General features: G+C 42.0%; 18 protein-coding genes. 14 read left to right on the forward strand and 4 right to left on the reverse strand.

Annotated features, from left to right (window positions below):
* Positions 1-10: 10 nt before the first annotated feature.
* The 10 genes from JOD17_RS07370 (at position 11) to JOD17_RS07415 (ending at position 12,036) form a co-directional block, all read left to right on the forward strand.
* A complete protein-coding gene (locus JOD17_RS07370) occupies positions 11-1,444 on the forward strand; it encodes a protein adenylyltransferase SelO (protein ID WP_204696636.1) in 1,434 nt (477 codons plus the stop codon).
* Positions 1,445-1,542: 98 nt separating this feature from the next.
* On the forward strand, positions 1,543-3,651 hold the full coding sequence (locus JOD17_RS07375) for a Z1 domain-containing protein (RefSeq protein WP_204696638.1): 2,109 nt from the start codon (positions 1,543-1,545) through the stop codon (positions 3,649-3,651).
* Between the two features lie 78 nt (positions 3,652-3,729).
* Positions 3,730-4,695, forward strand: coding sequence for a UV DNA damage repair endonuclease UvsE (gene uvsE / locus JOD17_RS07380; protein ID WP_204696640.1), 966 nt, complete (start codon positions 3,730-3,732; stop codon positions 4,693-4,695).
* A gap of 88 nt (positions 4,696-4,783) precedes the next feature.
* Positions 4,784-5,293: a 1,2-phenylacetyl-CoA epoxidase subunit PaaD gene (gene paaD / locus JOD17_RS07385; protein ID WP_338028767.1), complete on the forward strand. Its 510-nt coding sequence runs from the start codon at positions 4,784-4,786 to the stop codon at positions 5,291-5,293.
* 75 nt (positions 5,294-5,368) lie between these two features.
* Entirely contained in the window at positions 5,369-5,917 is a 549-nt protein-coding gene (locus tag JOD17_RS07390; protein ID WP_204696642.1) for an NUDIX hydrolase, read from the forward strand.
* A 152-nt stretch (positions 5,918-6,069) separates the two neighbouring features.
* A complete protein-coding gene (locus JOD17_RS07395) occupies positions 6,070-7,791 on the forward strand; it encodes an ABC transporter ATP-binding protein (RefSeq protein ID WP_204696643.1) in 1,722 nt (573 codons plus the stop codon).
* Positions 7,788-9,617 (forward strand): ABC transporter ATP-binding protein, encoded by a 1,830-nt coding sequence (locus JOD17_RS07400; RefSeq protein WP_204696645.1) that lies wholly within the window; start codon positions 7,788-7,790, stop codon positions 9,615-9,617. Before JOD17_RS07395 ends, JOD17_RS07400 begins: the two co-directional genes overlap by 4 nt.
* A gap of 16 nt (positions 9,618-9,633) precedes the next feature.
* Complete coding sequence (locus JOD17_RS07405; protein ID WP_204696646.1) at positions 9,634-10,590, forward strand: BadF/BadG/BcrA/BcrD ATPase family protein; 957 nt, start codon at positions 9,634-9,636, stop codon at positions 10,588-10,590.
* 179 nt (positions 10,591-10,769) lie between these two features.
* On the forward strand, positions 10,770-11,477 hold the full coding sequence (gene sfsA, locus JOD17_RS07410; protein WP_204696650.1) for a DNA/RNA nuclease SfsA: 708 nt from the start codon (positions 10,770-10,772) through the stop codon (positions 11,475-11,477).
* On the forward strand, positions 11,452-12,036 hold the full coding sequence (locus JOD17_RS07415; protein WP_239575297.1) for a thioredoxin family protein: 585 nt from the start codon (positions 11,452-11,454) through the stop codon (positions 12,034-12,036). Before sfsA ends, JOD17_RS07415 begins: the two co-directional genes overlap by 26 nt.
* 14 nt (positions 12,037-12,050) lie before the next feature.
* On the opposite strand, the gene bshB2 is transcribed toward JOD17_RS07415, so the two are convergent.
* Positions 12,051-12,725 carry a bacillithiol biosynthesis deacetylase BshB2 gene (bshB2, locus tag JOD17_RS07420; protein ID WP_204696653.1) on the reverse strand — a complete coding sequence of 225 codons (675 nt, stop codon included), beginning with the start codon at positions 12,723-12,725 and terminating at the stop codon, positions 12,051-12,053.
* 15 nt (positions 12,726-12,740) lie between these two features.
* Positions 12,741-13,082, reverse strand: coding sequence for a DUF1806 family protein (locus tag JOD17_RS07425; RefSeq protein WP_204696654.1), 342 nt, complete (start codon positions 13,080-13,082; stop codon positions 12,741-12,743).
* Between the two features lie 120 nt (positions 13,083-13,202).
* On the opposite strand from JOD17_RS07425, the gene JOD17_RS07430 reads away from it, so the two are divergent.
* The 4 genes from JOD17_RS07430 to JOD17_RS07445 all read left to right on the forward strand — a co-directional run bounded on the left by JOD17_RS07430 (position 13,203) and on the right by JOD17_RS07445 (position 16,937).
* Positions 13,203-14,123, forward strand: coding sequence for a S66 peptidase family protein (locus tag JOD17_RS07430; protein WP_204696655.1), 921 nt, complete (start codon positions 13,203-13,205; stop codon positions 14,121-14,123).
* Between the two features lie 227 nt (positions 14,124-14,350).
* A complete protein-coding gene (locus JOD17_RS07435) occupies positions 14,351-14,548 on the forward strand; it encodes a cold shock domain-containing protein (protein WP_042360841.1) in 198 nt (65 codons plus the stop codon).
* Positions 14,549-14,754: 206 nt separating this feature from the next.
* Positions 14,755-16,251, forward strand: a complete 1,497-nt coding sequence (gene cshA, locus JOD17_RS07440) for a degradosome RNA helicase CshA (protein WP_204696656.1) — start codon at positions 14,755-14,757, stop codon at positions 16,249-16,251.
* Positions 16,252-16,382: 131 nt separating this feature from the next.
* Positions 16,383-16,937, forward strand: a complete 555-nt coding sequence (locus JOD17_RS07445) for a GNAT family N-acetyltransferase (RefSeq protein ID WP_204696658.1) — start codon at positions 16,383-16,385, stop codon at positions 16,935-16,937.
* A gap of 54 nt (positions 16,938-16,991) precedes the next feature.
* Here JOD17_RS07445 and JOD17_RS07450 read toward each other — a convergent pair whose 3' ends face one another.
* Positions 16,992-18,491 (reverse strand): phytoene desaturase family protein, encoded by a 1,500-nt coding sequence (locus tag JOD17_RS07450; RefSeq protein WP_204696660.1) that lies wholly within the window; start codon positions 18,489-18,491, stop codon positions 16,992-16,994.
* Between the two features lie 18 nt (positions 18,492-18,509).
* Entirely contained in the window at positions 18,510-19,043 is a 534-nt protein-coding gene (locus JOD17_RS07455) for a methyltransferase family protein (protein ID WP_204696661.1), read from the reverse strand.
* Positions 19,044-19,214: the final 171 nt, after the last annotated feature.

Here is a 19,214-nt window from a genome sequence, read left to right on the forward strand (position 1 = left end):
GATCTATGCGATGTGGAAGTTCGACCATAGTTATTTGCAGTTACCAGAAACGTTCTATTCTAAGGTAGAGGAAACACCAGTCCAGTCCCCTAAGATGTTTATGTGGAATGATGAATTAGCGAAAGAAATCGGTCTCGATGACCTTCATGAACAAGAAAAGGTCGATGTTTTTTCAGGAAGCGAGCTACCAGAGTCATCAGCAAAGATTGCTCAAGCATACGCAGGTCACCAATTTGGCAATTTCACTATGCTCGGAGATGGTCGTGCGCTGCTCATCGGTGAACAACAAAAACCGAATGGCGAGCGCGTTGACATTCAACTAAAAGGTTCCGGACGTACGCCATATTCTAGAAGTGGCGATGGTCGTGCCGCTTTAAAACCAATGCTTCGAGAATATGTGATCAGCGAGGCGATGCACGGCCTAGGAGTCCCAACGACTAGAAGTTTGGCTGTTGTTACAACAGGTGAGCTTGTCCATCGAGAGACCGCGTTACAAGGTGCAATTTTAACCCGCGTTGCGAGCAGTCATTTGCGTGTCGGTACGTTTGAGTACGCCCGAGCGCTAAAAGACGATTCAATGCTAAAAGATCTTGCAGACTATGCGATTCAACGTCATACCCCGCAATTTCAAAGCGCAGACAACCGTTATGCTTATTTTCTTGATGAAGTGATCAAGCGTCAGGCGAAGCTCGTTAGCCAGTGGCAACTCGTCGGCTTTATTCACGGTGTTATGAACACAGATAATATGACGATTAGTGGAGAAACAATTGATTACGGACCATGTGCATTCATGGATACGTACGACCCGAGAACGGTGTTTAGTTCAATTGATCAAGACGCACGCTATGCTTATAGCAATCAACCGTACATGGCAAATTGGAATTTGGCTCGTCTTGCAGAGGCGTTAGTTCCCCTTCTAAGTGATTCACAGCAAGAAGGTGTTGAGATCGCACAAGAAGCTATCGGCCGTTTCAAAGACTTGTATCAGATTGAAATGATTCAAGGTATGCGTTCGAAGCTTGGGCTAATGAGTGAGGAAAGTGGAGACGGTGAGCTTATTGGAGAACTGCTGTCGCAAATGGAACAACGTAAGACGGACTTTACGAATACGTTCCGTGCGTTAACACTACGAGAGTGGGCTGAAACAGGGTTATATGGGACGAAACGTTTTGATGATTGGCTTGAGAATTATGAAGCGCGTCTCTCGCGTCAAGAAGCGACTAAAGAAGAAGTCATGTCACAAATGAAACGAGTTAACCCAGCGATTATTCCGAGAAACCATATTGTAGAAGATGTGTTACGTCATGCAAATCAAGGGGATTCATCACACCTCATTCAATTTGTTGAGGCGCTAAAGGATCCGTACTCTTATTCAAGTGATCATGATTCGTACACAAAACCGCCAGAAGGTCATCAGCCGTATACAACGTACTGTGGGACGTGAATTTGAGCAGGGGTAGATGAGTGGACTCATCTACCCCTGTTTTGTGATGCGTGTTATGATGTTCGTCTGTATATGTTAAGTGAACAGGGGATTTGACTATGAACTTTTACTCGCAATTACAAGCGAATCAACATTACCATAACGAACTTGAACAAGTCATCTTTCGTACGTATCATAAATTAGCTTCAGAAGCGACATCTTCAAATCGACCAGGTATGCTACTTGGAAACATTCAATCTGGGAAAACAAGAGCATTTATCGGTGTAATGGGTGTAGCATTTGATCGGGATTACGACATAGCAATTGTATTAACAAAGTCATCAAATGCTTTGCTAAAACAGACGTGTCAACGCTTAATGAGCGAATTTCATGATTCAATTGAAAACGACCAAGCGAGAGTGTACGACATTATGAAGCTACCAAATCGCATTCGAAAGTATGAACGTAATCAAAAACTCATGCTCGTCGTAAAGAAGGAAACGAAGAATTTAGACCGATTACATGAGCTGTTTTTTGAGACGCATCCAGAACTCAAAGATAAACGTATTTTATTTATTGATGATGAGGCAGATTATGCAAGTGTTTCATATCATCATAATCAAGCTTCTAACATTACGGAATTACGAGTCATCTCTTCGAAACTTGATCAACTTCGAAAGGGTCTATCGTATTCTTCTTATTTACAAGTAACTGCCACGCCGTACTCGTTGTACTTGCAGCCTGAGGACCGTACGGTTCATGAACAAAAGAGTTACCTCCCTATTCGTCCAGCGTTTACTGAGATTGTACCGATTCATGATCAGTATATTGGCAGTAAAACGTATTTTGATAGCGAATTATCCAACACGTTATTCTGGCCAGTGAATGAACAAGAAATAGAAGTCCTAAAAAAACAAGATCGTAGGCGCGTGAAGGAAACGACGCTGTTAACGACGGGTAATGTGAAAGGACTGCGTCATGCGTTTATTAATTTCGTCACCGCAGCTGCAGTTCGGTGGGAACAACAGCGCCACGCCAATGAGCGTTGGAAGAAGTATTCGTTTTTGATTCACACAGACCGTGGGAAAAAAGCGCATGAGTGGCAGGCGGACGTTGTTATAAAGATGGAAGAACAATTTCGCCAGCTCATGCACGGTGATGAGCTGGCATTTCAGAAAATCGTGGAAGAGTCATATGAACATGTGATTCAATCGACGACACGTTTTCAGCCTACCTTTGAGCACGTGTACGAGTGTGTGAAAAAAGCTTTAAATGATGAGCATGTCGTAACGGAGGTCGTGAACTCAGAACAAGATGTGGAGAATTTGCTCAATCAGCAAGGTGAATTGCGGTTGCATGCGCCACTTAATATTTTCATAGGTGGTCAAATTCTTGATCGTGGAATCACCGTTCAAAACGTCATTGGGTTTTATTACGGTCGAAATCCGAGGAATTTTCAACAAGATACGGTGATGCAGCATTCAAGAATGTACGGTGCAAGAGCCATCGACGACGTTGTTGTAACAAGGTTTTATACGACGCAAAAAATCTACAACGTGATGAAGCGGATGCACGAATTTGATTCTGAGTTACGCAGGTCACTTTCTAAAGAAGGGGAAGACCAGAAAGTCGTCTTTATAGAAAAAGCTGAGAACGAAGAACTGATTCCTTGCAGTCCGAACAAGTTATTGCTTTCTGAATTACAGACGTTGGCACCTCATAAGCGGATTTTGCCGACAGGCTTTCAAACGGATTATCGTACGAGGATTATTCCGCATATAAAACGAATCGATCGGTTGTTGCTTCCTTTTGAGGATAAGCAGGTTGGAAAGCTTTCGCTTTCTGCGGTCTCTAACATTTTTGATTTGATCAGTGAAACGCTCGTCATGGATGAAGGCTATTCTTTTCACGTTGATGATGTAAAGGCGATGATTGCGTATGCGGCAAAGAAAGACTTTGCTCACATCGTCGTAAAAACGAATCGTAACATCCGGCGACTCACAAAAACGGGAGTATACGAGACATCACCGGACACAGCGAGCACAAAGAGCAGTGAATTAAGGGTTGCTCGTCAGTTAGCGAAAACAACACCAGCGATTATTTTCTTGCGTCAAAATGGAAAGGAAGAACACGGATGGAGTGGCACGCCATTTTGGTGGCCAATTATTGTTTTGCCGAGCACGATGACATCGACGATCTACGCTAATAAAACGATCCAGACTCGTTAGAGTTTGGATCGTTTTATGTTCAATTGAATGGCAGTTATTTCTTCGGGCAAGCTATTCATAGACAAGGAGGTTCATGTCATGACACTCGTACGCCTAGGGTATGTAGCGATGAGTCAAGAACTCACGAACGCGTCACCTTCTCAAACGATGACGTTTAAGCAGTTTCAATCAATTGATCACCGTGATGCAGCAATTCGAAAGTTAGAGCGAATTGCGTTATCGAATTTGGACAATACGTTGCGCATTTTAAAGCACAATAGAGCTTCTGATATTTCATTTTACCGATTAACGTCTAGGCTTATTCCACTCGCGAATCATGAAGAGTTGCTCGATTGGAAATACATGCGTCCTCTTCGTGACAAACTTAGAGAAGTTGGTAAATACATTCATGAACATCAAATGCGCGTTGACTTTCACCCTGATCATTTCGTCCTTTTAAATTCTCAAAAGAAGGAGATCTTTAAAGCTTCCCTTAAAACGCTCGGAATGCATTATAAGTTACTAAGAGGGATGAACATTGACCCTACTCATCGATGTGTGATGCATGTGGGTGGTCAATACAAAGAAAAGGATCGTGCATTAGAACGGTTTATTGATAATTGGGGCGATGTGCCGTCTTCGTTACAGCAGATGATTATGCTAGAAAATGATGATAAATCGTTTACGTTAACTGATACGCTATATCTCTGTGAAAAGCTACAAATACCACTCGTATTTGATTACCATCACCATCTTGCTAATCATAATGATGAGCGTTGGGAAGATCATTGGGAGCGTGTTCTTTCGACGTGGGAGATGTCGCCTTTACCAGTGAAAATGCACATATCAAGTCCAAAGAGTGATGAACAATTTCGAGTACATCATGATTTTGTGCAACCTGACCTATTTTTCGAGTTTTTACATACAATTAAAGGAACTGTAAACCAAATTGACTGCATGATTGAAGCGAAACAAAAAGACAGTGCCTTGTTTACGTTAATGAATCGTCTCAAACTAAGAGATGATGTGGAAGTTATCGATGGCGCAAGCTTTAGAATGTTATGACTTTTTATTGACAGCGTACTTCTTAATTATATAACATAATAGAAGGGGCCGTTTTGAAATCATGATATTGTAAGGTGGTGCAATCATTGTGAGTTCTACTCGTGAAGAAGAAGTGATGAAGGTTTTAGGTACGGTTGATGATCCGGAGCTTGCAGGAGTACGAATTCGAGATTTGGGCATGGTTCGTGAAGTTGCTGTTTGCGGTGGAGATGTACGCGTCATTCTCGTGCCAACATTTGTCGGATGCCCAGCGCTCACGATTATTGAGAAGAACGTCAAAGAAGCGTTATGCACATTACCCTGGCTCACATCGTGTGACGTATCATTTTCGTTCGAAACGATGTGGTCAACCGAACAATTAACAGATGAAGGAAAAGAAAACTTGAAGAAAAATGGGATTGCGCCTCCTCCAACGGATTATGTGGAAGGCGAAGAATGGCACGTGGATTGTCCTTACTGTGATTCCCCGTATGTTTCGATGGATAACGTATTTGGTCCGACTGCATGTCGTTCAATTTTATACTGTCGCAGTTGTCGGAATCCATTTGAAGCGATGAAGCCTGTTGTCCCTTTTACGTTAAACAACGCTCTTTCATAAGAAAGGGCATTTTTTATTCCCTTTTTGTCTGCATGTAGTACACTAAATCACAACGATGATTAAGGGGAGAATGTGATGGAATATCTTGATGTATTTGATAAGAATTACAAGCATATCGGAGTTGAAGAACGAACGAAAGTTCATCAAAAAGGGCTCTGGCACCATACGTTTCACTGTTGGTTGATTAAGAAAGAACACGATGAGACGTACGTTCTTTTTCAAAAACGTTCGAACACAAAAGAAGACTATCCGGATTTGTTTGATATTAGCGCAGCTGGTCATCTTGAAGCAGGGGAAACGCCGAATGATGGGGTACGAGAAGTTGAAGAAGAATTAGGTTTGTCGTTCGCAATAGAAGAACTAGATTTTCTAGGTGTGATTCCTGTTGAAGCTTCGATGGGGATCGGAAAGTTCGATCGAGAGTATTGTTACACGTATAGCAAATTAGTTGATGACCAGTTGTTTAATCAACTTAAGTTAGATACTAAGGAAGTTGAGTCGGTTTCATGGTTCTCTTTAAAAGAATGTGAACAACTCTTATGTGACAACGAGATTGACCCTCGTTTCGTTCCGCATCCAAAAGCTTATTATCAAAAAGTGATCGATGCCCTTTCTAAGATGTAATGATCATTAGGGCGCACATCGTCATCAAATTACAGAATTGACAGTTTTTTTCAGCGTGCTATACTTGTTCCAAAAGACACGTTAGCGCTTCGTTGTAGTAATAATTGGTGATCGGCTGTAACATCGTGCCAATGGATTTACCGGGGGACATCATGAGGAAATTAATTACGTATTTAAAGCCCTATACATTAATTATAGCTTTAGCGCTATTCATGATGGTTATAGAATTGACGGTTGAACTTGCTCAGCCGTTGCTTATTGCCAGAATGATTGATGAAGGGATTGTCGTTGGAGAACTTAGCGTTGTCTTGCGATTAGGGTTGTTCATGGTCGTTTTATCGTTCGTGTCACTTGTTGCAGGAGTACTGAATTCTTTTTTAGCCGCACATATTAGTCAACAAGTCGGTTGGCAGTTGCGACAAGATCTCTTTACGAAGATTCAACGATTTTCTCTACATAATGTCACTCGTTTCAACAATGCGAAATTAACGACAAGGTTAACGAATGACGTCACTCAAATTCAGAATACGCTACTTATGTCAATGCGCATTATGGCCAGAGCGCCGGCTTTAGTTGTCGGTGGTGTCATCATGGCTCTTGTTGTGAATTGGCGCATTGCGATCATATTACTTGTTACCGTTCCACTACTCTTCGTTTTACTACTTTGGCTATTTATCGCTGCCAGTTCACGTTTCCGTAAAGTCCAGCATCATTTAGATGAATTAAATACAATCGTCCATGAAAACATTCAAGCCATCCGTTTAATTAAAGCCTATGTGAAAGAACGCTCAGAACAAAAGCGCTTTGTTCAAGGAGCAAGCAAGTTACGTGATCAGACAATTTCTGCCTTTCGCTACGTTGAAGTGACGATGCCAATCATTCTTTTATTGATGAATGTGAGCATCTTGGCAATTCTTTGGTTTGGTCAAGCGTATATTCAGGTAGGTCAAGCAACGACAGGTGAAATTGTCGCCATTATTAACTATAGCACTCGTACAGCGATGGCTTTAGGAATTTTCTCGATGATTATTATGAACTTATCGAGAACAAAAGCGTCCAGTGCACGTCTGTTTGAAGTGATGGAATCTCCAGTTGATGATTTAGAGAGCAATGTCCATCAAGGAGAAACTACAAAACTAAGCGGAAAGCTTGAATTTAGGAATGTGAGTTTCGCCTACGATCCTAATCAGCCCCGTGTTTTAAAAAAGATATCGTTTACGATTAATCCTGGTGAAAAGGTCGCCATACTCGGTGCAACAGGTTCAGGAAAAACGACGTTAATGCAGCTCGTTTCAAGGCTTTATGAACCGAATGAAGGAAGTATACTATACGACGATCAGCCAGGTTCAACCTATGCAACTTCTTCAATCCGAGCTCAAGTCGGATACGTTGCACAACATGTGCATTTATTTTCTGGGCAGTTAAAAGAAGTTGTGGCCTTTGGCAAACAAAATGCGACTGAATCTGAGATCATAGATGCTTTAGAACGGGCTCAATTATCTGAAACGATTGAAAAGCTACCAGAAGGAATAAAAACTAGAATTGGTCAAAAGGGGATCAACTTATCAGGAGGACAGAAACAACGACTCACAATTGCTCGGGCGTTGCTTCGGAATCCAGCGATTTTGCTGTTAGATGATAGTACGAGTGCATTGGATATGAAAACGGAGCATGCTTTCTTGCGTGCACTTGAAGATTTACGGTGTACGACATTACTCGTAACACAAAAGGTCGCAACGACGAAGAAAATGGATCGAATTATGTTGTTAGACGATGGTGAATTAATCGCCACAGGTACTCACAAAGAATTGTTAAAATCGAGTACGTTGTACCGAGAGATTACGAAGTCGCAACAAGATGGTGATCGTCTATGAAAACACAATTAAAAGCACCATTTCAGCATGACGTTTCCCATTTAGAAGACATGCTAAAAAAACATTCTGCTGCGGATCAACCGAAAGGAAAGAAGCCAAAAAACATCGGTCAGACGTTATGGCAACTTTGGGAAACAATGCGCAAAGAACGACTTAAGCTCGTTATCGTGTTTTTACTCGTTGCAATGAGTGCACTACTTGCGTTAGCGGGACCATTTATCGTAGGAATGAGCATTGATCGTTTCATCGCGACCGGGGAAGTTAATGGATTCGTATGGATGCTCGGGTTGTTACTAATCGTCTATCTATTTCATTCACTCACCGTATGGCTGCAACAATTTGTCATGATTGGCATTTCACAACGAACCGTTTATCGGTTGCGCTCTCAACTATTTGACCATCTATTGCAGTTGCCGATTCGATTTTTTGATCGCTCTGAACAAGGTGATCTCATTAGTCGAGTGAACAATGACATCGAGAACGTTAGCAATACGTTGAACTCATCGGTAATTCAAGTGTTTACGAGTGTGATTACACTTATTGGAATAGTCATTGTCATGCTTTACTTAAGTCCAATTTTAACGCTCGTTGCCATGCTAGTCGTTCCGATGATGTTCTTTGGTATTCGATGGATTACGAAACGAACGCGAGTGTTATTTAAAGAACAACAGTCTCATCTTGGCGAGCTGAATGGTTATAGTGAAGAGGCGATTTCCGCTCATTCAATTACGAAAATGTTCTCACAAGAAGATCAAATGATTGAGCGGTTTCAAGAGAAAAATGCAACACTTAGGGAAACTGGATTTTGGGCGCAAGTGTATTCAGGGTTGATTCCTAAGTTTATGAATGCGTTAAACAGCTTTAGTTTTGCGATTATCGCCTTAGCAGGTGGTGTGTTAGCTGTTAATGGCCTCGTCACTGTTGGTGTAATTGTTATTTTTGTAGAATATTCAAGGCAGTTTACACGTCCATTAAACGATCTTGCAAACCAATTTAACCTTGTATTGTCAGCGATTGCAGGAGCTGAGCGGGTATTTAGTGTGCTTGAAGAAGAGAAGGAACAAGCAGACGAACAGGATGCAAAAGTCATCGATTGGAAAGTCCAAGGGAATGTTCAATTTCAAAATGTATCGTTTTCTTATGATACAACGCCGACTATTCAAGATGTTACGTACCATGTAAATGCAGGACAAACAGTGGCTCTTGTCGGTAAGACGGGAGCAGGAAAAACGACGATGATGAATTTGTTGACCCGATTTTATGAACTTGATGAAGGGGAGATCCTTCTTGATGGCATTTCCATATCGACACTAACGAGAGACAGTTTACGAGAGAATATGGCAGTCGTTTTACAAGATCCATTTTTATTTCATGAGACGGTATTGGAAAATGTTCGCTACAGTGTGCCAGAAGCAACAAGGGATGAGGTCATTGAAGCATGTAAATTAGCCAATGCCCATCCGTTTATCCGAGAGTTGTCTCAAGGATATGACACGATGCTTGAAGATGGAAAAGGAATTAGCCAAGGCCAAAAACAATTGCTGTCCATCGCGAGAGCAATATTACGTAACCCTAAGTTATTGTTGCTTGATGAAGCCACAAGCAGTATCGATTCAGTAACAGAAATGCATTTGCAACGGGCATTGGATACGTTGATGCAAGGAAGAACGAGCTTTGTTATTGCCCATCGACTCAACACTGTCAAAAATGCTGACCAATTGTTCATCTTTGATGACGGTACAATTGTTGAGCATGGAAGTCATGAAGAACTGATGGATCAACGTGGGGTGTATTATGAACTTCACACAGCCCAACAGTTTGATTGAAGGGGAGATCTCGGTGATGAAGACTGTGATTGCAATTGATGGTGGCGGGACAAAAACGATTGCGGTGCTCGTGCACGACCAAAGGGTTGTTGCTTACACGAAAGTCGGGGGAACAAATCTTGCGAGCGTTGATACAAACAAAATCCAAGCGCTATTAAAGCAAGCGATGAACGACTTAGAAACACAGGCGGAACGAGCATTTGCAAGTGTTTCCGCCGTGTTTGCCGGAATGTCTGGTGGTGGAAGGGCGACTGAACAGCTGAAGGTGAAACGGTCATTACAACCATACGTAAGTGCAAATGCCAAAATCATCGTCGATAGCGATGTATTATCAGCATTGTATAGTGGAACATTCGGCGAACGAGGGATCGTATCCATTGCTGGAACAGGTGCTGTCGTTTACGGCATAAATGCTCGTGGCGAGTATGCGCGAGTGGGTGGATGGGGTTATTTGTTTGAAGATGCAGGCAGTGGGTTTGAACTCGGGCGTCAAGCAATTCTTCGAAGCATGCACAATGACGATCAAAATCGTACGCTTACTCATCTCGATCAAGCAGTGCTTCAGCATTACGACGTGGAAAATATGCAAGCGTTGATTCCGATCATTTATGAGAACGGTAAAGAACGGGAGCGAATTGCTTCATTTAGCCCAGTGTTATCACAATTAGCGAGTGCAGGCGATCTTGAAGCTAATGAGATCATTTCACACGCTCGTGTGAAACAAGCTGACGCAATTAAACAGGTGAAATCACAGTTGTTCCAACAAGACGAGGCGTGTGTGGTTGTCCTTGCAGGTAGTGTCTATCAAGAGCTGCATTTATGGAAACCATTCTTCGAAAAAAGCCTTGATTTAGTAAAAGTTACTCGCCCGAAGTACCAACCTATTGCTGGTGCAATTGTTGCTTGTGATCTTACTATGCAGCAAATGCGTACAAAAGAAGCGTATGAAAAGTTGTTTGAAATGTTGCCGTAAGTCGTTTCCGTTCTATCACTCATGAAGAAGTGATACACTTGCACCAAAGCAGTTCGTGGATTCGTTTTGATGAAATACCATTTCCCGGGGAATAATTCTTTTGTACTGTTTCTTAACGTTTAGTTAAAAATCGGTGTGAAAGTTAGCAATCGTGATGGAGAGTTCTGGAGGGTGTTATTGTGTTACAGCCTATGAAAGGTCAATTGGAGCGAGCGATATTTGTAGAACGTCCAAACAGATTTATAATTATGGCGAGTCGTTCAAATGGGGAACACGTACGTGTACATCTTCCTGATCCTGGTAGGCTTCAGGAGATTTTAGAACCGGGCAGAGTGCTGTACTTGCGTTTTCATGATAATCCAAACCGCAAAACGAACTGGTCGGCCGTTTTAGCGGAGCGAGAAGATCAACGTGGCTTTGTCGCACTTGAGACGATAAACGCGAATGCCCTTGCAAAGCTTGCTATCGAAAATCATAGGATCCCATCACTTGAGCCGTGGTCGATTGTTCGTCAAGAATATACGTATGGCGACTCAAGATGGGATTTTCTTTTAGAAAACGGAAAAGAACAAGCTTTGTTAGAAGTCAAAAGTGTTACGTATGGTATTGACGGAACGGGTTACTTTCCGGACGCAGTGACAAAGCGGGGCACAAAGCATGTTCAAGAATTGCACCGAATTGCCAAGTCAACAAACTATAAAAGTATTGTATTATTCATTGCTCAGCGAGACGATCTATCGTGTATTCGACCTGCTGAACACATTGATCCGCAATTTGCAAAAGCATTGACTGATGCACACGAAAATGTAACGATCGTTGGTTTGAAAACGAGACCAACAATAGATGGATATGAGGTTCTTGATGAACTACCAGTTTTATTTTCATAAGAAGGAAGTGAAAAGAAGACAAATGACCTTAGAGCAATGGTTTGAAAAGGGAATGTCAATCGAGCAATACGTAAGTGAAATGGAGAAGAATAGAGAACATCTACATTATATTTACGAGCAGTTTCAGCTACCAAAGGGTAAAGATCAGCTTGAGCGTAACCTTAGAGCAATTATTTTAACTGAAGATTGGTGCGGAGATGCGATGGTAAACGTGCCGATTCTTATGCATATTGCAGAGCATCACAACATCGAATTACGTGTGTTATTGCGTGATAAGAATTTGGAGTTAATGGATCAATACTTAACGAACGGTACAGCTCGCTCGATTCCGATCTTTATCTTTATCGATGATGAAGGACATGAAGTTGCCAAGTGGGGACCAAGAGCACCAGAAGTACAAGAGCGCGTCAGTGCTCTTATGAGCAACTTACCAGAAAAAACAGCTCCAAACTATGATGAAGAATTCAAAAAAGCAATCAAGTCAATGACGACGATGTATCGAGAAGACGAGCAAATTTGGTCGGACGTCTATCATAGCATTCAGTCAACATTGCGATAAAAAAACAGAGCGAGTTATACTTCCTCGCTCTGCTTGTAAGTCCAAAACGTTTCGTAACGAATCCATGCTTCAGGGTCAGTTGCACCTTCTTTAAGTTTTTGTTTCGTAATGGCGTCAACTTCGAGTGCTTGCGATCGGTGCGCGCGAATGGCTTCTTTCTTCATCTCTAGATATGGAGAGATGTCGAAGACTACGTCAGGTTCACCGATATGTTGCTCAGCATCTGCCGTAATGGCTTTTGTTAGGAGTGTTGGTCTTTTAGAATGATCCATCATTTTGATTGCTTCGACGACAGCTTCGCCGGTTGCATCATGGTCGGGGTGAATACTATGGCCGGGATAGAAAGTGATTACCGTTGTTGGTTGATGTTCTACAATGACGTTAAGCAAGTGGTTAGCCACTGTACTCGTTAGTTCAAATTCTAACGTTTTGTCACGATAGCCAAGGTGAATAAATTGGTCAACACCCATGATACTTAAGGCATCTTCCAGTTCTTTTTTTCGGATGTGTGGCAACGTCTCACGATTTGCAATCGGGGGCATTCCGAAGTTTCTGCCCATTTCACCGAGTGTTAAAGAGACTGCGCTAACATACGCGTCTTTTGTACGTTTATAGTGTTGAACCGTTCCGGCAGCTGAAAAAGTTTCATCATCAGGGTGCGGAAAAATTAGCATTACGTTTTCGGTCATCGTTTTTTCACGTCCTTACTCAAATGGTGTTGTGCTAAGTTGTAAAGCGATTTGCATTTTGCCATCATCGTCAAATCCATACATTAAAAGTGCTTCAGTAAAAGTATGATCACTATGCGTCAAGCCATCCGCATAAAGCCATCCATCGCTCGTTTTTAAGCCGACGCGAAATGGAGAATCTCCAGTTACTTTCCCTTCAATTAACTTCGCTTTCGCATTTCGAACAAAGCCAGAAGCGGCTTTACCATGACGATATGCAGCATAAGCGCCGTTCGTCATTTCAAAATGTACGTAGATTTCATGATTAAAGTACTGTGATAAGTTTTCTTGAAGTTCTTCTTTGTTTATCTCAATCATCGTCTCATCCTTTCTCTTAATTTAGTGTAGCGTCTTTCTCTCTTTATGGAAAAGAATTTGCATAGGTCTGACGTCTATTTCATATAGTGTACCCAAGCCAAACGGAACGTAGGTGAAGGGATGGTTGTAAGACCTGCAAGTTTACAAGCGAATGATACGGTTGGTATTGTCAGCTTAGGAAGTCCACTCGATCCGAATATTATAAATGAACGTATTCTCTATTTAGAAAGTCTTGGCTTCAATGTTCTTGTTGGAGAAAGTGTTTTTCGTTATACTGGGTTTTTATCTGGCAGTGATGAAGAACGTGCGAATGATTTCATGCGTATGATTGTTAATGAGCAAGTAAAGTGGATTTTGCCAGTTCGAGGTGGAGTCGGGGTAGCGGGGATCTTGCGATACTTAGATTGGGATTTGATTCGTCAGAACCCTAAAATCGTAACGGGCTATAGCGACATTACCGTTCTGCTTAACGCGCTTTATCAGTTTGCTGACTTAGAAACGCTTCATTCCCTCATGTTAATTGATTTTAAATTGTCGACACCGGCGTTTAATTTCAATCAATTGTTCCGAGCAATTTCAAACACTCAAGTTCCTTACACAATTGAAAATCCTAGACGTATGCTTCGGTATTCAATTGTTCCTGGTGTTGCTGAAGGGGAAATTGTTGGAGGGAATCTTACGTCACTCATTGGTACGCTTGCTACACCCTATGAAATTGATACAGCTGAAAAGCTATTCTTTATTGAAGAAGTGAATGAACCAGTCCATCGTGTATATCGACAATTGCTTCACTTAGAGGAAGCTGGAAAGTTCGACGATTGTGCTGGTGTGTTAATCGGACGATGTACGAACTGTCAAACGTCATATGGTGTGAATTATGAACAGTTATTAGAAGAATTCTTCTCATCAATTGGAAAACCGACGCTTGCGAATATCGCCTCAGGACATGGGCAATATAAGACGACAATTCCAATAGGTGCAGAAGCGATTATGGACAGCGAGAACGATGTTATTGAAACGATAAATCCAGTCGTTATCTAGTTTTTGGCACAAAATCTTTTTATACACCCTCTTGCTATTAAGATTTTACCGTGCTATACTCAGTTTGTCGAAAGTGATTGAATGTACGGTGTATTATTTTTTTCGGCCTCTGCTATACAGTTTAGGACGCAAAAAGGTTCACCATCTTTTCAATTATTTTACACTAATTTTTTTGTTCAAGAAGGAACGTACCTTTTTGAACCGCCTATTCAAAGGAGGCCACAAGCATGACTGGTAAAGTAAAATGGTTTAACGCTGAAAAAGGTTTCGGTTTTATCGAGCGTGAAGACGGAGACGACGTATTCGTACACTTCTCTGCGATCCAAGCAGAAGGTTTCAAGACTCTTGAAGAAGGTCAAGACGTTGAATTTGAAATCGTTGAAGGCGACCGCGGACCACAAGCTGCTAACGTAGTAGGTCTTTAAGAAGAGCTGAATACTCAGGAATAGAGGGGTATATTCCATATGGAATATACTCCTTTCTATTGTGCAAAAGTGAGCTAGACTTAGGTTTAGTGGAATTATCGTGATTAGGTTCGTTCCGTTTTTGGGATTGGAAGTCTTCGAGCGCTTTTGCATCATGCATTCCTTAGAAGAAATAGAGAAAAGAGATGTAAAGGAGCATTTTTTGAATGAAGTTTAATGAATTAGATCTACCTCTTGAGTTACTCGAGAGCATTGAAAAAATGGGTTTCGAAGAAGCGACCCCAATCCAAGAACAGGTACTACCAGTAGCACGTGAAGGTCATGACGTTATTGGTCAAGCACAAACAGGAACAGGAAAGACAACGGCATTCGGTCTTCCAATGTTAGAGAAGATTGACATGGATAACCCGAACGTCCAAGCACTTGTCTTAGCACCGACTCGTGAATTAGCAGTACAAGTTGCTGATGAATTGACACGTTTAGGACGTAACAAAAAGGTTAAAACTGTTGCGGTTTACGGTGGAGCGGACATCAGCCGCCAAATCCGTGAATTAAAATCACGCCCACAAATTGTTGTTGCGACGCCTGGACGTTACATGGACCACACACGTCGTCGTACAATTCGTCCTGCTTCAATTGAGACAGTTGTTCTAGATGAGGCGGATGAAATGCTTAGCATGGGATTCGTGGAAGACATTGAAGCGATTCTTGAAGAGGTTCCAGATGAGCGTCAAACGTTGTTATTCTCAGCGACAATGCCAACTCGTCTTAAGAAAGTCTCTGATCGCTTTATGAAGGATCCTAAAACGGTTTCGGTTAAAGCGAAGACGTTAACGGTTGATAACATCGAGCAATTTGCGGTGAAAGTACCAGAAAAGCACAAATTACTTGCTCTTACTCGTATTATTGAGCTTGAAGATCCAGAGCTTGCGATCATTTTCGGGCGTACAAAGCGTCGTGTTGATGAATTATCAGAAGCTCTTGAGCATCAAGGCTATGCAGCTGCGGGGATCCACGGTGACTTAAAGCAAGCACAGCGTACGAACGTTTTGCGTCGTTTTAAGCAAGGATCAGTGAAATTCCTCGTTGCAACAGACGTTGCAGCTCGTGGAATTGACGTATCAGGCGTTAGTCACGTCTTTAACTTTGACATTCCTCAAGAATCCGAAAGCTATGTTCACCGAATTGGACGAACAGGACGTGCGGGTCAATCTGGTAAAGCATACACATTTGCAGCACCGATTGAGATGGATCATTTAAGTATGATTGAGCGTGAAACAAAAGGGAAAATCAAAACGATTGATCTTCCTACGAAAGAAGAAGCAAGCGATGTACGTCAATCTCGTTTAGCTGATGAGCTTGTAAAAGTAATTCAGAGCAACGGCCAAGCGAATTTCGAAGCAACTGCTGAGAAATTACTACAATCGTATGACGCAAAAGACGTTGTAGCTGCAGCGCTTGCATCAATTCAAAACGACACGAAAGAACCAATGAAGACATTAACTGGTGAACGTCCTGTCGTTAACAAAAAGCGCTCAAAAGCGCCAAGTTCTAAGCATAAAAAAGGTGGACGCCGTTTCTACGAAGATCGTGACGGTAGAAACCGTAATCGTCGTCGCTCTAGCGGTGGTGGCGGTGGAGGAAGTCGCGGACCACAATCGTCTGGTGGAAGACGCCAAGATCGTCGACGTCAACCTCGTTAAGAATGAGTTAAGAAACGCTTGCTATCCTAGCAAGCGTTTTTTTTTTTTTGTTTTTCGACACAAAAGCCGAGCAGGAAAGTGTAGGTGATTGTCGAATTCGTTATTGAAGAGCATACGAAGGGGGATTAGGTATGGGTGCAATTCTAACTCAAACGACCCAAGCGAAGAATAGCCACAATATCGTCATTCGAACAGCGACCGTAAAAGATGCAAAAGCAATTCTTGAATTTAATGAAGAGGTGTTAGCAGAAGCCCCTTACTTACTAACAACCCGTGAAGAGTTTACTTTAACGTTAAAAGAAGAAGAGAAGTTTCTGTCGGATATGTATGATCACAAAAACAAATTGGCAATTGTTGCAGAGCTTGATGGTAAGGTTGTCGGTTTCCTCGATTTTCATGGAGGAGGTCGCAGGCGAAATCAACATGACGGTACTCTCGGAATGAGTGTACGTGAGCATTGGCGAAATCAAGGAATCGGTGATTTGCTTCTTCGTGCTTTGTTTGACTGGGTGGAACGACATAAAACGGTTGAGAAGGTAAGTTTAGAAGTGTTTTCCCAGAACATTGGCGCCATTCACCTTTACATTAAACAAGGGTTCGTTCAAGAAGGTCGCAAAGTGCATGCTATTAAACTAGATGACGGACAGTATATGGATCTCATCATCATGGGGCGCATCCTCAAATAACTTCAGGGTCAGTCCCCCACCACTTTAAAGCGGTGGGGGACTGACCCCGAACGTTTAGATGATGTGTTTTGAGCTTTTATTCGTTGTTTGTTGTGATTCAACGATGAGGTCAGCGGTAAGTTGACCGGACAATGTGACCATCGGTACGCCACCGCCAGGGTGTGTGGAACCGCCAACAAAATACAAGTTGTGATAAGCGCTACTTTGACTTGGAATTTTAAAACCGCCGTTCGTCTTACGGTTTGCCGTTACCCCGTATATGGAACCACCGACCGAACCGTAGAGATCGTGGAGGTCATTCGGTGTAAATGTGTAGTCGAATTCAATACAATCTCGAAGTCCGTTTAAGCCGTTTCGCTCTAATTTGGAAAGCACGACATCGCGGTACGATCCGTATTGTTCTTGCCAATTTTCATTATCGTTTAATGGAGGTACATGTGTGAGAATGAAAAAGTTCGCTTTTCCTTCTGGTGCTTGTGTTGGGTCACTTTTTGAAGAGATGCCAATGTACACTGTCGGATCATCTGCTGGGCGTTTTTCTTCATAGATCTGTTTGAACTCAAGTTCAGGATCTTTTGAGAAAAAGAAATTGTGGTGTGCGAGCTGTTCATAATCTCGATTTATGCCGAGCAGCATGACGAGTCCAGAGACGGTCGGTTCATATTTATGAACGAGTGGTTTGTTCGTATGTTCGGGCAGCAAATCAGCATAAGTAGAAACAACCTCACGGTTTGAGACGACATAATCACTTTTGATCGTTTGACCAGTTGCTAACTCAACACCGGAAACAAGGTCTTTTTCGTTTACGATTTTCGTAACCTTTGTCTTCGTCTTAATCGTAACCCCTAATTTTATTAATACTTTTTCCATCGCTTTTACGATGTTGTATAATCCCCCCTCAACGTAATAAATGCCAAGTCCAAATTGAACGTGAGCAAGTTGAGACATCACGGCTGGTGCTTGATAGGGGGAGGATCCTACATACATGACGAGAAAGTTTAACAATTGTTGAAGGTGAGGATCTTCAATGTAGCGCTTCGTTCCAGATGCCATACTTTTTAATGGGTCGAGCTTTAACAGCTCTGGCAGTGTATGATAACTTCGTAATTCCGTTAACCCGGTCAAGCTTCGCTTATAAAAACTTTTCATACATAGCTCGTACATCTTTGAGCTGTAATTCATATATTGCAAAAATCCTTGCGCATCTGCTTTTGAAATACGCTCAATTTCTTTTAACATCGTCGGTAAATCACCATGTAAATCAATCGTTTCTCCGTCTTCGAAAAACGTTCGCCATTGAGGTTCTACACGCGTAAGGGATACATAATCGTGCAAGTTTTCGCCAGCCCGTTCAAATAGTTGTTCTAAAACCCAAGGCATTGTCAAAATTGAAGGCCCTGTATCAAACGAAAACCCTTCTCCTTCGCGTACATTGCACTTCCCACCAATGCGCTCGTTTTGCTCAAGAACAGTTACATCAAAGCCTTCAGAAGCGAGGCTAATTGCAGCGGAGAGACCGCCTAATCCCCCTCCAACAATCGTTACGCTAGTCATCGATATCACTCCTAATTTTTAATAAATCCAAGGGATCACTACCCAGCGTTTTTTCTTCCACTGGTCGTACCTTCCTTTTAATGTAAGCTGAAGCGCAGATTCTTCTTTTCGAATTCTTACCCATAAAGCAAATGGAAATAGACTAACTGACATCATCATTGCAATGGGTGATTGCATAAACAGAGCGAAGCCGAACACGATTAATGCTAGACCAACGTATAAAGGGTGCCGCAGTAACTGATACGGTCCTTTGGATGACAGAACCATATCTTGCTTTGCATCGATCCCTCGTGTGAAAGCATTTCCTAGACTTTTTATGGACCAATAGCGTAAAAAAATACCAAAACCAAACAATACGACACCGAGTAGTTGAATAAAGTAAAAGTCAAAGCCAAAGCTGTTGGCGGTAAAGCTTGCGGTCGCAACGATGACGATGACGGCAAACAAGATAAAATAAAAACTACTGTCCTTCTTGGCGGTTTGTTGCTCTTTTTTTATAAAAAACTCCGCAATCCAAATGAAACAAAGACCGTAAAAAAGCAAGTGAAGCAACAAAGTCACACCTCCCATATGGCATAGTGTTCCCAAACTGGAAAAACGATCCTCAAAAAAAATTTAACGAAACACTTGAAAGTCAAAGATAGTCAAACTATAATGGAGTTAAGAAAAGGTTAAATATAGTCAAAGTCAAAATGACAACAATAAAAACCGTTAAGAAAGAAC

The organism is Geomicrobium sediminis (assembly GCF_016908595.1).
In the GTDB taxonomy this organism is placed as follows: domain Bacteria; phylum Bacillota; class Bacilli; order Bacillales; family Marinococcaceae; genus Geomicrobium_A; species Geomicrobium_A sediminis.

Excerpts from the sequence above, each read along its gene's own strand:
- bshB2 (WP_204696653.1), bottom strand. The coding sequence starts at position 12,725 with ATGACCGAAAACGTAATGCTAATTTTTCCGCACCCTGATGATGAAACT.
- JOD17_RS07435 (WP_042360841.1), top strand. The coding sequence starts at position 14,351 with ATGACTGGTAAAGTAAAATGGTTTAACGCTGAAAAAGGTTTCGGTTTT.
- uvsE (WP_204696640.1), top strand. The coding sequence starts at position 3,730 with ATGACACTCGTACGCCTAGGGTATGTAGCGATGAGTCAAGAACTCACG.
- JOD17_RS07445 (WP_204696658.1), top strand. The coding sequence starts at position 16,383 with ATGGGTGCAATTCTAACTCAAACGACCCAAGCGAAGAATAGCCACAAT.
- JOD17_RS07370 (WP_204696636.1), top strand. The coding sequence starts at position 11 with ATGTGGAAGTTCGACCATAGTTATTTGCAGTTACCAGAAACGTTCTAT.
- JOD17_RS07375 (WP_204696638.1), top strand. The coding sequence starts at position 1,543 with ATGAACTTTTACTCGCAATTACAAGCGAATCAACATTACCATAACGAA.
- JOD17_RS07395 (WP_204696643.1), top strand. The coding sequence starts at position 6,070 with ATGAGGAAATTAATTACGTATTTAAAGCCCTATACATTAATTATAGCT.
- JOD17_RS07400 (WP_204696645.1), top strand. The coding sequence starts at position 7,788 with ATGAAAACACAATTAAAAGCACCATTTCAGCATGACGTTTCCCATTTA.
- JOD17_RS07450 (WP_204696660.1), bottom strand. The coding sequence starts at position 18,491 with ATGACTAGCGTAACGATTGTTGGAGGGGGATTAGGCGGTCTCTCCGCT.
- JOD17_RS07415 (WP_239575297.1), top strand. The coding sequence starts at position 11,452 with ATGAACTACCAGTTTTATTTTCATAAGAAGGAAGTGAAAAGAAGACAA.
- cshA (WP_204696656.1), top strand. The coding sequence starts at position 14,755 with ATGAAGTTTAATGAATTAGATCTACCTCTTGAGTTACTCGAGAGCATT.
- JOD17_RS07405 (WP_204696646.1), top strand. The coding sequence starts at position 9,634 with ATGAAGACTGTGATTGCAATTGATGGTGGCGGGACAAAAACGATTGCG.
- JOD17_RS07390 (WP_204696642.1), top strand. The coding sequence starts at position 5,369 with ATGGAATATCTTGATGTATTTGATAAGAATTACAAGCATATCGGAGTT.
- JOD17_RS07430 (WP_204696655.1), top strand. The coding sequence starts at position 13,203 with ATGGTTGTAAGACCTGCAAGTTTACAAGCGAATGATACGGTTGGTATT.
- JOD17_RS07425 (WP_204696654.1), bottom strand. The coding sequence starts at position 13,082 with ATGATTGAGATAAACAAAGAAGAACTTCAAGAAAACTTATCACAGTAC.